Annotated in this window: 10 protein-coding genes; all 10 read left to right on the top strand. The window is 50.2% G+C overall.

Translation table 11 applies throughout. The annotated features are described in order from the left end of the window. The first annotated feature begins 11 nt into the window (after positions 1-11). The 10 genes from QFZ48_RS19200 (at position 12) to QFZ48_RS19245 (ending at position 15,799) form a co-directional block, all read left to right on the top strand. Positions 12-1,496 carry a RagB/SusD family nutrient uptake outer membrane protein gene (locus tag QFZ48_RS19200; RefSeq protein ID WP_429050470.1) on the top strand — a complete coding sequence of 495 codons (1,485 nt, stop codon included), beginning with the start codon at positions 12-14 and terminating at the stop codon, positions 1,494-1,496. A gap of 7 nt (positions 1,497-1,503) precedes the next feature. Continuing rightward, positions 1,504-3,960, top strand: a complete 2,457-nt coding sequence (locus QFZ48_RS19205; RefSeq protein WP_429063276.1) for a glycoside hydrolase family 38 C-terminal domain-containing protein — start codon at positions 1,504-1,506, stop codon at positions 3,958-3,960. An 8-nt stretch (positions 3,961-3,968) separates the two neighbouring features. Next, complete coding sequence (locus QFZ48_RS19210) at positions 3,969-5,345, top strand: SGNH/GDSL hydrolase family protein (RefSeq protein WP_429063277.1); 1,377 nt, start codon at positions 3,969-3,971, stop codon at positions 5,343-5,345. A 2-nt stretch (positions 5,346-5,347) separates the two neighbouring features. Then, positions 5,348-6,175: a hypothetical protein gene (locus QFZ48_RS19215; protein WP_429063278.1), complete on the top strand. Its 828-nt coding sequence runs from the start codon at positions 5,348-5,350 to the stop codon at positions 6,173-6,175. Further along, positions 6,075-7,661 carry a GH92 family glycosyl hydrolase gene (locus tag QFZ48_RS19220; protein WP_429063279.1) on the top strand — a complete coding sequence of 529 codons (1,587 nt, stop codon included), beginning with the start codon at positions 6,075-6,077 and terminating at the stop codon, positions 7,659-7,661. The genes QFZ48_RS19215 and QFZ48_RS19220 overlap by 101 nt, the downstream gene beginning before the upstream one ends. A 186-nt stretch (positions 7,662-7,847) precedes the next feature. Continuing rightward, entirely contained in the window at positions 7,848-9,557 is a 1,710-nt protein-coding gene (locus QFZ48_RS19225) for a RagB/SusD family nutrient uptake outer membrane protein (protein ID WP_429063280.1), read from the top strand. An 11-nt stretch (positions 9,558-9,568) separates the two neighbouring features. Continuing rightward, positions 9,569-10,006: a DUF5004 domain-containing protein gene (locus tag QFZ48_RS19230; RefSeq protein WP_429063281.1), complete on the top strand. Its 438-nt coding sequence runs from the start codon at positions 9,569-9,571 to the stop codon at positions 10,004-10,006. Positions 10,007-10,027: 21 nt separating this feature from the next. Further along, positions 10,028-10,987, top strand: coding sequence for a DUF4961 domain-containing protein (locus QFZ48_RS19235; RefSeq protein WP_429063282.1), 960 nt, complete (start codon positions 10,028-10,030; stop codon positions 10,985-10,987). A gap of 2 nt (positions 10,988-10,989) precedes the next feature. Then, positions 10,990-14,070, top strand: coding sequence for a SusC/RagA family TonB-linked outer membrane protein (locus tag QFZ48_RS19240; protein ID WP_429063283.1), 3,081 nt, complete (start codon positions 10,990-10,992; stop codon positions 14,068-14,070). 22 nt (positions 14,071-14,092) lie between these two features. After that, positions 14,093-15,799 (top strand): RagB/SusD family nutrient uptake outer membrane protein, encoded by a 1,707-nt coding sequence (locus QFZ48_RS19245; RefSeq protein WP_429050462.1) that lies wholly within the window; start codon positions 14,093-14,095, stop codon positions 15,797-15,799. The last annotated feature ends 6 nt before the right edge of the window (positions 15,800-15,805 follow it).

Raw genomic sequence — 15,805 nt, forward strand, 5'->3', positions numbered from 1 at the left:
GGAATTGAAATATGAAACAACTGGTGCTGTTGGGGATGATCATATTGATTACTTCCTGCAACAAATTCCTGGAAGAGGAACCCTCGGGTTCTCTCAGCCTCACACACTACTACAAAACACCTGAACAGGTGAGCGCTGCGGTAAACGGTACCTACGACGGCCTCGCTACTCCCTTCGTGGCTAATATAGGCGTAGCCGTTAGCCCGGTGTATTCACTGGAATATATCACAGGGTATAGCCGCCGGCCACGGCCATCAGGTTTTGAAGATGACCAGTTCCTGCGGTTAGACCGGCTCGATAATGCAAACTCAAAATTACAGGGATGGTGGAACGCTACTTATTACCCGGTGGAAAACTGTAACAGCGTGATTGAAAACGTAAGCGTAACACTGGTGGTAGATGAATTAACCAAGCAGCGTTACCTCGGTGAAGCGCATTTCCTGCGGGCATGGTATTACTTCCAGGCAGTACGGCTTTTTGGCGACATTCCCCTGAAACTCACCACCACAAAAGATATTAATGATGTAAGAATCCGCCGCTCGCCGAAAGCAGCCGTATATGAACAGATTGTGAAGGACCTTACCGTAGCAGAAAATGCCGGTCTCCCCTGGACGGATCAGAGCGGGCATGTAAGCCTGGGCGCCGTAAAATCTTTGCTGGCAAAAGTATACATCACCATGGCCGGTTATCCGTTGCAGAAAGGAATGCCTTATTACCAGAAGGCCTATGACAAGGCGATGGAAGTAATCGACAGCCACCAGTTTTCCCTGTTTGAGCAATACAGCGATCTGCGTAACCCCGCGGTGCAAAATACCCGGGAGCATATTTTTATGCTGCAGCGCCATCCTACGGTGGCGGTGAGCAACATTCACTGGGCCTATCTTCCATATCCCGGTCAGCCGGTTTCTATACAACCCGCCTATGGTGGGGCCATGGCGCCAGCGCCCGCGTTTTATGATTCGTATGCAGCAGACGACGGACGCAAACAGGAAAAGGCTTTCTTCTATACGAAATACCCGCGTTATGGCAACCCGGCCGAAACCATCTTTTTCTCCGAACCTTATATCTTCAAATTCTGGGATGAGGAAGCAGAAAAAACCGGCCGCTCAGGAGCTAACTTTCCCCTGATACGTTACGCGGATATTTTGCTTTTATGTGCAGAAGCAAAAAGTGTAATCGACGGTGGCACTACATCCGATGCCGCGGCTATCGACGCCTGGTATTCGGTACGCCACCGGGCATTTCCGGCAGCGCCTAAGCCTGCGGCTTTAACAACAGATGATATTCTCAGGGAAAGATATTGGGAACTGTGTTTTGAATTCCAGACCTGGTACGATATGCTGCGTACCCGCAAAGCCTTTGATGTGGCACGCGGCCGCATGACTAACCTCGTCGGATACAAAGCCCCCAACCACCTGCGGAGCTTCGAAGAAACTGATTTTCAATTTCCATTACCATTAGCTGAAGTTCAGAAAAACCCGGACTTGGCCCTTTAACAACAGCATGAAACGAATGACTATTTGCCTGGCGGTTTTACTCACCGCTGCGGCACAGGAATCTTTTGCCCAGCAGCCTTACTTTATTGATGGCTATCATGGCGGCGTTTACGGGCACTATCCCGTAGGATACACCCGGTTTATAAACAGCCAGCTGCAGGCAAACCCTAACTGGAAAATTAACCTGGAAATAGAACCGGAAACCTGGGATATGGTGAAGACCAGTGAACCGGAAGCATATACGGTTTTCCAACAATTATTTGCCGATCAATCCAACAACGGCCGCATAGAATATGTGAACCCGGCATATGGTCAGAGTTATCTCTACACCAGCTCCGGTGAAAGTATGATCCGCCAGTTCAGCTATGGCATACAAAAAGTAAGGGAACATTTTCCCGGCGCCCGGTTCACTACTTATTCAAGTGAAGAACCCTGCTTTACCAGCGCTCTGCCACAGGTACTCCGCTCGTTCGGATTTAAATATGCATCCCTGAAAAATCCGAATACCTGCTGGGGAGGCTACACCCGCGCATTTGGCGGAGAGTTGGTTAACTGGCAGGGCCCCGATGGCAGCCGGCTGCTAACCGTGCCGCGATATAGTTCGGAAGCCTTATTACCCAATTCTACCTGGCAAACTACCGCCTGGAACAACAGCAAAGAATATTTAGCATCCGCACGGGCCGCCGGCATCGCCAATCCCGTGGGCATGTGCCTGCAGGATGCCGGCTGGCGCAACGGCCCCTGGCTGAAAGATAATGCACAGTATGAAACGTGGCGGAATTATATCGGCAGCGTGGCCGGCAAAACAAATGTGCCCTCATGGCGCTTTAGCCAGGAAGACATCCAGGTAAGCCTGGTATGGGGTGCGCAGGTATTACAGCGTATTGCACAGCAGGTGAGAGCAGCAGAAAATAAACTGATAGCAGCAGAAAAATATGCCGCCATTGCCACGCTATGTGATCATGTTGCATGGCCGCAGCAACAACTGGATACCGCCTGGAAATCACTGCTGCTGGCCCAGCATCACGACTGCTGGATCGTGCCTTACAATGGCAGCAAGGATGATACCTGGATCGATAAAGTACAACACTGGACAGATAACACCATCGCTGTAAGTGACAGTATCTTGCAACAAAATAATAACGGCGCTGCTTTTATACGCGTGTTGAATACCACTGCACGCCGCCGCGAAGAATGGATTGATTTACCGGGTGGCAATTGGAAAGTAACAGACAGTAAAGGAAGACAGGTGCAAACAGCGCAGGGATCCGTTAAAGTTTCCGTGCCGCCAATGGGATTCAGCGTTTACAGGTTGCAGCAAATAACAGGTACAGAAAAAGATACCCGTTCGGAAACAGGACGCTATCTGCTGGAAACAGACTTATACCGCGTAGAAATAGACCCCGCCAAAGGCGGCGTTATCACCAGCCTGGTAGTTAAAGCCACCGGCAAAGAAATGGTAGACACAAAAAGCAATCGCGGGTTCAATGAACTCAGGGGATACTTTTACCAGGAAGGCGCCTGGCGCTCCAGCATGGATACGGTAGCGGTTATCCGCATTACTGAAAATAACAAAGCCCGCGTGTCGGCGGAAATCAACGGTTTTATTGCCGGTCACCCATTTACACAACAGCTTACACTTACCAATGGTCAGCGAAGAATAGATATGAAAGTAACCATAAACTGGAAGGGCAATCCCGGCATAGGCGCCTATTCTCAGGCTAACAACTATAGTACGGAAGCATATCACAAAGCATTTTATAACGATAGCTGCAAACTGCAGGTGCTGTTCCCGCTTTCTCTCTCTTCACAAAAACTCAGTAAAGATGCACCGTTTGATGTAACGAATAGCCGGTTGGAAAATACTTTCTTCAGCAGCTGGGACAGCATTAAAAATAATGTCATCCTCCACTGGGTGGATGTAACCGATGGCAACGCAGGACTGGCCCTGTTTACCGATCATACTACCAGTTATGTGCATGGAAAGGATTATCCGCTGGGTCTTACGTTGCAATATGCAGGCAGGGCGCTCTGGGGACGTAATTATGATATTACCGGCCCTACAGAAGTGAATTATGCCATCGTTCCGCATAAAGGCAATTGGGAAACGGGCGCCATCCCCAATGAGGAAGCACGCTGGTGCGAACCACTGCAGATATTGCCTGCCACCGGTGGAAAAGATTTTTCCCTGCTGGCAGTAGCGGATGATCATTGGCAGGTATCCGCCCTGCAGATTGATGGAAAAGATTTGCTCATCAGGTTGTACAATGCGGGTGGAAATAACGGTCAGCAGCAACTGTCTTTCAACGGTAAAGCGGCGCAGGCTGTTATAGAACAACTGGATGGACAGGCAGTGGAAACCCTGCAACAACGGCAGACTGCAGGCAAAACAATCATCCGCCTGGCGATACCACGTTTCGGTATCCGCACCATCCGGCTGAAAAATGTAATTGTAAATAACTAAACCACAATATGAAAAAGTTCGTGTATTCCATCGGGTTATGCCTCGCCACCTTGTTCACGCAGGCGCAGGTAAAACCCTTTCAACAAAATGACCGCGTGATTTTTGTAGGCAACAGTATCACCGAAGCAGGAGCCTATGTCTCGTATATTTATCTCTACTACATGACCCATTTCCCCGGCAAAAAACTGGTGATCCTCAACGGTGGCATTGGCGGCGACAAAGCATCGGATATATACCGCCGCCTGGATTATGATATCCTGGCTAAAAAGCCTACGGTACTGGTGCTCACATTCGGTATGAACGACACCGGCTACTTTGAATTTAACAGCAGCGATGCTGCTAAAACCGCCGCTGAACGGATTGCCGCGTCCCGCAGCAGTTATCAGCAAATAGAACAACGGCTGCTCAAACTGCCGGCTATACAAAAAGTAATGATGTCGTCGCCGCCATACGATGAAACCGCGAAGATACCAGGGAATTATTTTCCCGGTAAACAACAGGCCATGCTGGAAATAATAAAGTTCCAGGAGCAGGCGGCACAGAAAAATAACTGGCCTTTTACAGACCTGTTCCGGCCCATGAAAGCGCTGAATGAACAACTGCAGCAAAAGGATTCCACTTTTACCATGATTGGCCCCGACAGGATCCATCCCGGTAATGCAGGACACCTGGTAATGGCTTCCCTCTTCCTGAAAAGCCAGGGACTGAAAGGCAAACCTGTGGCAGCAGTAAGGATTAACGCGAGCGCTGGTAAATTGCAGCAGGCGGTGAATTGTAATATCAGCCAGCTGACAGCTTCCGGTAATAAAGTAAGTTTCGGCTACCTGGCCGCGTCATTGCCCTTCCCCATAGATACGGTGTCCCGCATCTGGGGTAATGACCAGAAACAATCTGATGCATTGAACTGGATACCTTTTACAGAAGATTTTAACCGGGAAATGTTACAGGTAGATGGATTGTCGTCCGGAGATTATACACTGCTGATAGACGGCCACGCCCTGGGCAAATGGTCGGCTACCGCATTGGCAGAAGGTATTAACCTCGCCACACTGCCGGAAACGCCGCAATACAAACAGGCGTATTCCATCATGCAGCTCAATCTCCGCCGTGCAGAGCTGGAAGGCCATTTACGCAGCTACTATTGGGTACAGGGTAACTTTTTTGATAAAAGAAATTCATTATTGCAGGATGATGCCGCAGCACTGGACAGTGTACGCACCGCCGCAAAAACAGATGGTATGCTGCGCTTCCACGAAGGAAATTATGAAACAGCCATGTACAAAGAACTGCGTACGGCCTGGCTGAATGAGATCGATACCATCGTTAAACTGATCTATACGATCAACAAACCGGTGCTTCATAAAATTGAGATCGTTAAAATTTAAAGATGAAAATCACTGCTTCTATATTCGTTTCCGCACTCTTCCTGGTTGCAACGGTTGGTAAGGCCCAGGGGCCCGCTGCTTACGTAAACCCTTTCATCGGCGCCAGTACCAGTGAAGATGCCGCCGGCAGCTACCACGGCCTCGGCAAAACTTTTCCCGGTGCCGCCACGCCGTTTGGCATGGTGCAGCTCAGCCCCAATACCATTACCGGTGGCGACAACGGCTCAGGATACAGTTATGAACATACCACCATAGAAGGCTTTGCCTTTACGCAAATGAGCGGCATCGGCTGGTATGGAGATCTTGGCAACTTCCTGGTGATGCCCGCCACCGGCCCCCTGCAAACTGCCGCCGGCAGCCGGCAACATCCGGAAGAAGGGTATCGTTCTACCTACTCAAAAAAAGAAGAAAAGGCTACCGCAGGGTACTACTCCGTCCTGCTCACAGAAAATAATATCAAAGCAGAAATGACCGCCGCTCCGCACAGCGGCATCATGCGCTTTACCTTTCCCGCCAATCAGCAATCACGCCTACAAATCGACCTGGCCCGCCGGGTAGGCGGTACCTCCACCTGGCAGGAAGTGAAAGTGATCAACGACAGCACCATCGCAGGGTACATGCAGTGCACACCGGAAGGCGGCGGCTGGGGAAACGGCGATGGTAAAGGTAATTACACGGTATACTTTTATGCACAATTCAGTAAACCACTTTCAAAATGCGGCGTCTGGAGTGCAGACATCCCCGACGGATGGTCGCGTAAACGGGAAGACATTGAAAGCGCCCGCTACCAGCAACAGATCGCAAAAAGCAACGGTGATACCCGGCACTAAAGAAAAAGCAGGTAAACATCTCGGCTTCTATACAGAATTTGCCACAACAGAAAAGGAAGCTGTACTGATGAAAGCAGGCATTTCCTTCGTTAGCATCGATGGCGCCAGGAATAACCTGGAAACAGAGATCAAAGACTGGAATTTTGATGGTATCAGGCAGCAAACCTTCAACTCCTGGAACAAAGCGCTGGGAAAAATAACGGTAACAGGAGGCTCGGAAGAGGAGAAGAAAATATTCTATACAGCCCTGTATCATACCATGATAGACCCGCGCAATTTTTCTGATGCGGATGGAAAATATATCGGGGGAGATGGAAAAGTTCACGCCGTGAAAAACTTCACCAAACGCACCATCTTCAGCGGCTGGGACGTATTCCGCAGCCAGATGCCCCTCCAAAGCATCATCAATCCCCGCGTAGTAAACGACATGGTGAATTCACTGGTCACCCTGGCAGATGAAAGCGGCAACCAATACCTGGAACGCTGGGAATTCCTGAACGCCTACAGCGGTTGCATGATCGGCAACCCCGCCGTATCGGTGATGGCAGATGCTTGGGCAAAAGGAATACGTGGCTTTGATATCAGTAAAGGCTATGCCTTCGCCAAAAATTCCGTAGAGAAATTTGGGAACGGCAGCAAAGGATATTCCACCGGCGGACTAAGCGTATCGCTCACGCTGGAATACGCGTACTTCGACTGGTGCCTCGGCAAACTGGCCGGCGCACTCGGCAAAAAGGACGATGCGAAAAAATACCTGGTCCGAGGCGCCAATTATAAAAATGTATTTGACACCGCCAAAGCATGGTTCCGCCCGCGCAACGACGATGGCAGCTGGCAACCCTGGCCGGAACAGGGCCGCATGCAACAGGGATATGGCACTATTGAAAGCAGCCCTTATCAGCAGGGCTGGTTTGTTCCGCACGATGTGCCCGGCATGGTAGCCCTCATGGGTGGAAAAGAAAAGGTATTGGAAGATCTGACCGTATTCTTTGATAAAGTTCCGCAAAACATGATGTGGAACGATTATTACAACCATGCCAACGAACCGGTTCATCACGTTCCGTTTTTATTCAACCGCCTGGGCGCCCCCTGGCTTACCCAGAAATGGACCCGCGAAATCTGCGCCCGCGCTTATCATAATTCGGTGGAAGGACTGGTAGGTAATGAAGATGTAGGGCAGATGTCTGCCTGGTATGTACTGGCCGCCAGCGGACTGCATCCGGTATGCCCCGGAAGTACCCGGTATGAGATCACCAGCCCGGTGTTTGATAACATTAGCATCGCCCTGGATCCGGCTTACGCCAAAGGCAAACAGTTTACTATCAGCGCCCGCAATAATTCGTCTGCCAACCGCTACATCCAGCGCGCCTGGTTAAACGGCAAACCATACGCCCACTGTTATATCAACCACGCAGATATCACTGCCGGCGGCACACTGGTACTGGAAATGGGTAACCAGCCGGCAAAAAACTGGGGAATTAAATAAAAATTAATGGAAGAATGGCGGTAGGGTCTTTTTAAGGTGTCATACCATAGGGACAAACCGTAACCAATCAAAAAAGATCCCGCATCATAGGCCACTGTAGAAGACCGCTTTTACAGAACAGGCGATGTCATGCCACGTATGTAAATTTTTATCACCAAAAGCTGGATGCTAACACGTATTAACGTTATGAAAATGAAATTTGCGTTCACTGCTCCTGTATGCCTGTGCATAGGAATTTTTACCCTCGCTTCCTGCGGTAAAAAGAACTTCCTGGATCAGACGGAAACGACTAACCTGAACGAGCAAACGGTATTTGCCGACAGCGCCCGCACCGTCGCTTTCCTCTCCAACATTTATGTCGACATTGGCTTTGCGGAAAACGCTACCCGCTTTGGCAACGGCGGCCTCGATGCCTCCTGCGATGAAGCGGAACCACAGAAATCTGCCACGGTGACCACCTCCATTCAATTTGCCACCGGTACCGTCAATCCTTCTATCATCAGCGCCGACGCCTGGAACCTGCCCTATACCAATATCCGCAGGGTAAACCAGCTGCTGAAGCACCTGCCCGGCTCACCCATCCCGTCGTTTATCCGCAACGTGATGGCCGCGGAAGCACGCTTCCTGAGAGCATGGTATTATGCCGATCTGCTGAAACATTATGGAGGTGTTCCGCTGCTGGGCGACTCTGTGTATAAGGTGGAAGATAAGATCCCCGCGGTGCGCAACTCCTATAAAGAGTGCGTGGACTACATCATATCTGAATGCGATGCAGCCGCCGCTGTATTACCACTCGTGCGGATTCGCGAAGATTACGGCCGCGCCAGCGGAGGCGCTGCTATGGCGCTGAAAGCAAGGGTGCTGCTGTATGCCGCCAGCCCGCTCTTCAATGGTGGCGGTATCAATCCGCAGGAGGCGCCTACAGGGTACCCCGACAATGTTCCGGGACGCTGGAAGCTCGCCGCCGATGCCGCTGCTGCCGTAATGAACACCGCTGCTTATTCTTTGAATGAAGATAATACCACTGCTCCAGGTTATGGCTTTTATAAATTATTTACCCTTCGGGTGAACCCGGAGTATATCTTCGCCAGGATGCAGGGCGGCAACCGTGAACTCGAAAGCGCCTGGCAACCGCCATCGCGGAACGGCGCCCAGGGAGGCTTCCCTTACCAGGGATTTGTAGACGCCTTCGGCATGGCAAACGGTAAACCTATTACCGATCCTTCATCAGGCTACAACGCAGCCGATCCATACAGCAATCGTGATCCACGACTGGCCTATTCCGTCATCCGCGACCAAACGCCGCTGATACAAAACACCGGCCTGAAAGAACCGGTCAATATTTTTCTCGGCCCCGATGGCAAAGGCGTAAGCCAGGATGCGGTACATGCCGGAACACCCACAGGTTACTACACCAATAAAATGCTCGATGAAAATATTGCCGCCAACTTTATACACGGCTCGCAACGCTGTTTTCCGCTGATGCGCTATGCAGAAGTTCTGCTAAACTTCGCGGAAGCACAAAACGAATATGCAGGCCCGGTGCAGGAAGTATACAATGCGGTGGAACTGGTACGTAAACGCGCAGGACTATCGCCGTATGAATTGCCGGCAGCACTTACAAAAGAACAAATGAGAGAGGTCATCCACGCGGAAAGGAGAGTGGAACTGGCATTTGAAGGCCACCGCTTCTGGGATGTAAGAAGATGGAAGATCGCCCCGCAAACAGAAAATAAACAAATGACCGGCATGGAAGTGAAACGCAACGGCGCGAACGTTACCTATACCATCTTCCCCGTACGCAAACACAATTTCCGCGAAGCCATGTACCTGTGGGCCATCCCGCAGGGAGAAACCGCGAAATCGCCTGAGTTAAAACAAAATCCATCCTGGTAAAAAGCAACATTATGAAATCAAGATTCCAGATATGTTTACTGATGCCAATACTGGTACTCATCATCAACTCCTGTCACCGCAGTGAAATACTGGTGCCCGAGCCGGTGAAAGATATTGCAGGCGAATGGCGCATCGTTAAAGCAGTGCGCAATGGCGTGGATATCACTACACTAACGGACTTCACAAAGTTCAGGATACGCTTCACCGCCGATCTTCAATATACCATTGAAAATCCATTGCCTTTCGTGGTCAGTAAAAACGGCAGCTACGCACTGGATGATCCCAAATATCCTTTCCGGATCAGCTTCAGTCAAACGGGCGTCAGCAGCCCGGTCAGCACCACCTTCACTTACCCGGTGGTAAACGGAAAACGGAACATCAACTTTTCGTTCAGTCCTGGCTGCACCGCTAACACATACGACTACACACTCGAAAGATTGCATCCCTGATCCAACACAACATAACACGTTATGAAAAAATATACATACGGTATCATCCTGTTCCTCTTACTGCTGGCTGGTTGCGTATTCCTCGACGGGGTGGACGAGCCCTCTGCTGCTAAAGCAGGAGAGAACATCACCATCACCATGCATAACCGGATCGATGTAGCCGACGGCGGCCGCACCGGCGTAAGACTGATCATTGGTTTCCTGGCGCCTAAAAACTGGGCGGCAGCAGCCAATTCAACGATTACCTATACCACCACTTCCTATGGCAACGGTAAAATGGTGCCGGTGCCTTCGTCTGTTCTCGTCGGCGGCCTGTCATGGCCGGCGGCACTGAAAAACAGGTTCGGCATGGGCGGCAACTATATGACAGACAACCTCGAATGGGTAGTGTTCTGGACAGATCAGGCCTATAATGTACCACAAGGCGTTAAAGATAAGATCGATGTTACCATGGTGATCAAACCAGGTCCGGAAAATGTACAGTTTAAAACCGGCTACTTCCTTGGCACCAGCAGCGATGGACTCAGCGATGTATTTGGTTCCAACAATGTATACAAAAGCATGTTCAAAGATTGCTTCTCCATCACGGATGGTCAGGGCGATCTCATCGACTTCTGCAATCCGCAGATAGCGGCGGTAAGCCCCGGCATGGCCACCGACAATGACTTCCTCACCCTGAGCTTCGACCCGGATGTAGTGTCTACAGCGCTCAATGGCGTAAGCAACATTTATCTCTGCGCAAAAGGATATACCAGCGATGGACATATCCTCGAAGCCTGCACGCAAACGGAAAGCTCAAAACTGAAAAGCTATACCGGTAATAAATCTGCTATCACCATCTGGCCCCGCGCATATTTTAACATGCAGGAAGGACAAACGCTGGAGAAGATCGAATACTTTTTTACAGATGCTACCGGCACGGTGAAAGTAGGATTTAGCAATACCACTGCCCCTTTTGTGTACACCTTCAAATGTCAATAACAATGGCTCACAGCTACATCAATAAATATATTTCAGCCCTTGCCTGTTGTGTACTTGCGGTTTGCGCGAATGCACAGGCACAGCAAACCGGTATCATCTCCGGCCGGCTGATAGATAACTATGGCCAGCCACTTGCAGGGGCGGCCATCTCTGTAAAAAATACCGGCGACACTGCCAGCAGCAATACCAACGGCGCATTCAGTATCCATGCGGCCCTGAACAGCACGCTGGTTATCCAATATCCCGGTTACAAGGCAATAGAACAAAAAATACACGATACCACCGCGCTCACACTGCGCATGGACGAACTATTTATCCCTTTACCCCAACGTATTCCCGTACTCTATGGAGAAGCCTCCCCGAAAAGTTCGGTAGGCGCCATCGGTACGGTATACACCAATCAATTGTCTACCACACCGGCCACCTTGTTTGCCTACGCATTACCAGGCCGCTTGGCAGGATTGTATACCCAGCAGGTAAGCGGCTTCCGGAACCCGGGCACAGGTAACAACTTCGATGTAGATATCTTTATCGGGAACATTCCCCGGCCAGGCGCATCGGAACCCAATGATAATACAGAAATGAATCTGTCGTTGCGCGGGCAGGTACCGGTAACAATCGTAGACGGAATACAGCGGGATGTGTTTTCCATCGATCCTGAAAATATAGAATCGATTTCAGTGCTGAAAGATGGATTGTCTACCATCATGCTCGGTCAGCGCAGCTCCCGCGGGGTATTACTGGTCACCACCAAACGCGCCCGCGCCGGCAAACCACGCGTATCCTTTACTGCACAAACAGGCATCCAGCAATCTCTCAGCCAGCCAAAGCCTTTGCCGGCATGGCAGTATGCTTACCTGCTGAACGAAGCCCTGCAGAACGATGGCAAAGCGCCGCTGTACAAGGAATCCGACTTTATCGCCTTCCGCGATCATACAAAACCTTACACCAGCCCGGACGTAAATTGGTATAACACCATCCTGCGCGATAACGCTCCTATGTCCCGCTACAACCTCAACATCAACGGCGGCGGTAATGTAGCCCGGTATTCCGTGTCACTGAATTATACCGGTCAACAGGGTATATTCAAAACTTCTTCTGATAATAACTATAACACCAACGCAGGATTAAAGCGTTACCTGATCAATACCGACGTAGACATTGACGTTACACGTAACTTCAATGTAGGCATGCAGCTCTTTGGCCGCCTGCAGGAAGGAACGCAACCGGGCGCCGGAACTAACAACATATTGGGAAACCTCCTCGGAACACCGAACGGCGCTTATCCCGTTTACAATCCCAACGGCAGCTGGGGCGGTACCAGTAACCTCACCAGCAACCTCCTGTCGCAAACCATTAACAGCGGCTATATACAGGATAACAGCAAAGATGTGATGGCAAATGTAAATTTGCAGTATAATCTTGGCGACTGGCTGCCCGGCCTGTCCTTAAAAGGAAAAGGCAACCTGTCTATACAATCAGCCAATGCAATAGACCGCAGTAAAAGTGACCTGGTATACCGCGTATCGATAACAGATGAAGACACGCTGTATACCAAAGCAGGTAACGCAGTGGCGCAGCAGAATAATTTCATTTCCGTTTTTAATGCGCAGTATTTCTTTGGACAGGCATCACTGAACTACGACCGACAGTTTGGTCCGCATGGCGTGAATGCCGTAGTGCTGGCCGATACGAGGCAAACCATCTTTAACTATGATCTGCCTGGTAAATCTACCAACATATCAGGTAAAGTAGCTTACAACTACGCAGGTAAATATTTCATAGAGGGCGCCCTCAACAGGAGCGGCTATAACCGCTATCTGCCGGGTAAACAATATGGCACTTTCTTCGCCGGCGGCATCGGCTGGGACCTCGCACAGGAAAACTTTCTCAAAGAAAACAACGATTGGTTAAACCAGCTGAAACTAAGAGGTACCTATGCACACACCGGCAACGGTATCGATAATTCCGGCTATTATATCTGGCGCCAGGACTTTAGCGAAGATAATGGCATTGGCGGCGGCATATACTCCCAGGGGACAGCGAGATCCGCAGGTTCCGGCTTTAAGGAGAATGGCCTGGCCAATGTGAATATCTCCTGGGAAACCGCGCGGAAAATGGATGTAGGAATGGACCTGTCGTTATTTAATAACAAATTGCAGGTAACGGCCGATTATTATCACGACCGCTACGAAAATCTCCTGCAGATACGCGGAAAAAGTATCGCCCTCTCCGGCGCCGCCTATCCCCCGGAAAATATCGGTATTAACCTCTACCAGGGTGGAGAACTTACGGTAACCTACCAGGGCAGGATAAAGGATTTTAACTATTTCGTTACTGCCAATGGAAGTATCGAAGGCACCAAAGTGGTGTTTATGGATGAACAGCGCCGCGACTACGACTGGAACAAAAGAACAGGACAGCCGGTAGGCATGCGCTTCGGTTATATAGCAGATGGCTTTTTTGCATCAGCGGAAGAAGCGGCCGGCAGCGCTACCATCGCCGGTTATAAACCACTGGCAGGCGACATACGTTACAAAGACCTGAACGGCGACGGCGTCATTAACCAGTTTGATGAAGCGCCTATCGGTACGCATAAGCCTCGTATTTATTATGGCGTTAACATCGGTTTTTCCTGGAAAGGAATAGAAGCCAGCGCATTGTTACAGGGTGTGGGTAACAGAATTAACTATGTAGATAATTTTGCCACCGAAGCAGGTTTCCAGTTTCAGAACTTCACCTACGGTCAGGCTTATGAACAGATCACCGGCCGCTGGACACCGGAAACAGCGGGTACCGCTACCTATCCGCGTTTGACTGCCGACGCGAACAACAACTACAATAAATTCAGCTCCTCTTTTTGGGTACGTAATGGTAATTACTTCCGGCTGAAAAATATAAATGTTGCTTACAATCTCCCTTACCGCTGGACAAGCCGCGTGAGGCTGGGCAGCGTAAAGGTATTTGCCAATGCACAGAATCTGTTTACACATGCTGCATACGATTTCGTTGACCCCGAAGTAGGAGTGGGAGCTTATCCCATCCAGCGGGTACTGAACACCGGTATCAACATAAAATTCTAGTCAGCCATCTAAACAACGCACCATGAAACATTTCCGCATATTGATCTTCCTGGCCGGCTGTATGACAGTCATCATCAGCTGCAGAAAAGATTACGAAGTTATTCCACTCGAAAAAGTAACCATCGAGTATGTATTTGACCAGGATGATTCACTGGGTACCTATGCTAACAAATTTCTCAACAGCATCTATTCCAAACTTCCCGGTGGCTACAACCGTGTAGGCGGCGATTTGCTCGATGCAGCCTCAGATGATGCCATCTCCGGCCTGGTAGGTACCTCCGCGGTATCACAACTTGCCACAGGTGCATTCACCTCTTATGCACCCATCACAGACGAATCGCCCTGGAACAATTGCTACGCCGCTATCCGCGCTGCCAGTCTTTTTGTTTCCAACATCGACGTGTCGCCCGTAAAGGAAAAATTACCCAACGGCGCCTCTATCCGCTACGCATGGAAAGCAGAAGCCCGTTTTATCAGGGCGCTGTTTTATTTTGAACTGCTGAAACGCTATGGCGGTATACCACTTATGGGAGATAAAGTAAGAGAGCTGGGAGATGATGTGCAGATACCGCGCAGTTCTTTCGCAGATTGCGTAAACTATATTGTAAACGAATGCAACGCCATCAAAGACAGCCTGCGTCCTAATCCCATTGTAGCGCCGGAGTTGAACAGCCACCGTGCCACCAGGGGCGCTGCACTGGCTTTAAAAGCAAGGGTGTTGCTGTATGCAGCCAGTCCCTTGTTCAACGGGCAAAATATCGAGGCCAGTAATCCGCTGACAGGTTACAGCAGTTATGATAAAGCACGCTGGAAGCTGGCAGCAGATGCCGCCCGGGAACTGATCAATGAAAAGACTTTCGCGCTAGTACCCAATTTCAAAGATGTATTCATCACCCAAAACAACAGTGAGGTTATCTTCTTCCGCCAGGGGGGAAACACTACGGAAATTGAAAGTACCAACGGACCGGTAGGTTTTGCCGCGGTAGCAAGAGGGCGCACCAATCCCACCCAGGAACTGGTGGATGCCTTCCCTACCAATGCCGGGCTGGCGATCACCGATCCCGCATCAGGCTACAACTCCAATGAACCCTATGCCCGCCGCGATCCACGCCTGGCCATGAGTATCCTGTACAATGGCGCCCGCTGGCTGAATACCGAACTGCAAACATTTCAGGGCGGTCAGCACCGGCCCGGCGGCGCAGAACCCGGTACGAAAACATCTTACTATATGCGCAAGTTCATGGGCAACTTTGAAAATGCCACGCAGTACAGCAATACAAGCCACGACTGGATCATCCTGCGCTACACGGAAGTATTGCTCAATTTTGCCGAAGCAGAAAATGAATCCAACGGCCCCACTGCGGAAGTATACCAGGTGCTGAAAGATCTGCGCGCCCGTGCTGGGATTGCAGCCGGCGATAACGGCATGTATGGTCTGAAGGAAAATATGACAGCAGATGAAATGCGCAATGTAGTGCGTAACGAAAGAAGGATAGAACTGGCCTTTGAAGAACACCGCTTCTGGGATATCCGCCGCTGGAAAATTGCGCAGCAGGTATATGGAAAGGCACTGCATGGTATGAACATCATCAAGGAAGGACCTGCCTTTAGCTACAACCTGGCGGAAGTATTTAAACCGGTGTTTATTGCGCCCAAAATGTATTTGTATCCCATTCCATACGATGAAGTGGTGAAGAACGATAACATGCGCCAAAATCCGGGCTGGTAAAGTCAT

The sequence above is a fragment of the Chitinophaga sp. W2I13 genome (assembly GCF_050434005.1).
Lineage (GTDB): Bacteria > Bacteroidota > Bacteroidia > Chitinophagales > Chitinophagaceae > Chitinophaga.

Coding starts and splice junctions, on each gene's coding strand:
- QFZ48_RS19200 (WP_429050470.1), top strand. CDS start 12: ATGAAACAACTGGTGCTGTTGGGGATGATCATATTGATTACTTCCTGC.
- QFZ48_RS19205 (WP_429063276.1), top strand. CDS start 1,504: ATGAAACGAATGACTATTTGCCTGGCGGTTTTACTCACCGCTGCGGCA.
- QFZ48_RS19210 (WP_429063277.1), top strand. CDS start 3,969: ATGAAAAAGTTCGTGTATTCCATCGGGTTATGCCTCGCCACCTTGTTC.
- QFZ48_RS19215 (WP_429063278.1), top strand. CDS start 5,348: ATGAAAATCACTGCTTCTATATTCGTTTCCGCACTCTTCCTGGTTGCA.
- QFZ48_RS19225 (WP_429063280.1), top strand. CDS start 7,848: ATGAAAATGAAATTTGCGTTCACTGCTCCTGTATGCCTGTGCATAGGA.
- QFZ48_RS19230 (WP_429063281.1), top strand. CDS start 9,569: ATGAAATCAAGATTCCAGATATGTTTACTGATGCCAATACTGGTACTC.
- QFZ48_RS19235 (WP_429063282.1), top strand. CDS start 10,028: ATGAAAAAATATACATACGGTATCATCCTGTTCCTCTTACTGCTGGCT.
- QFZ48_RS19240 (WP_429063283.1), top strand. CDS start 10,990: ATGGCTCACAGCTACATCAATAAATATATTTCAGCCCTTGCCTGTTGT.
- QFZ48_RS19245 (WP_429050462.1), top strand. CDS start 14,093: ATGAAACATTTCCGCATATTGATCTTCCTGGCCGGCTGTATGACAGTC.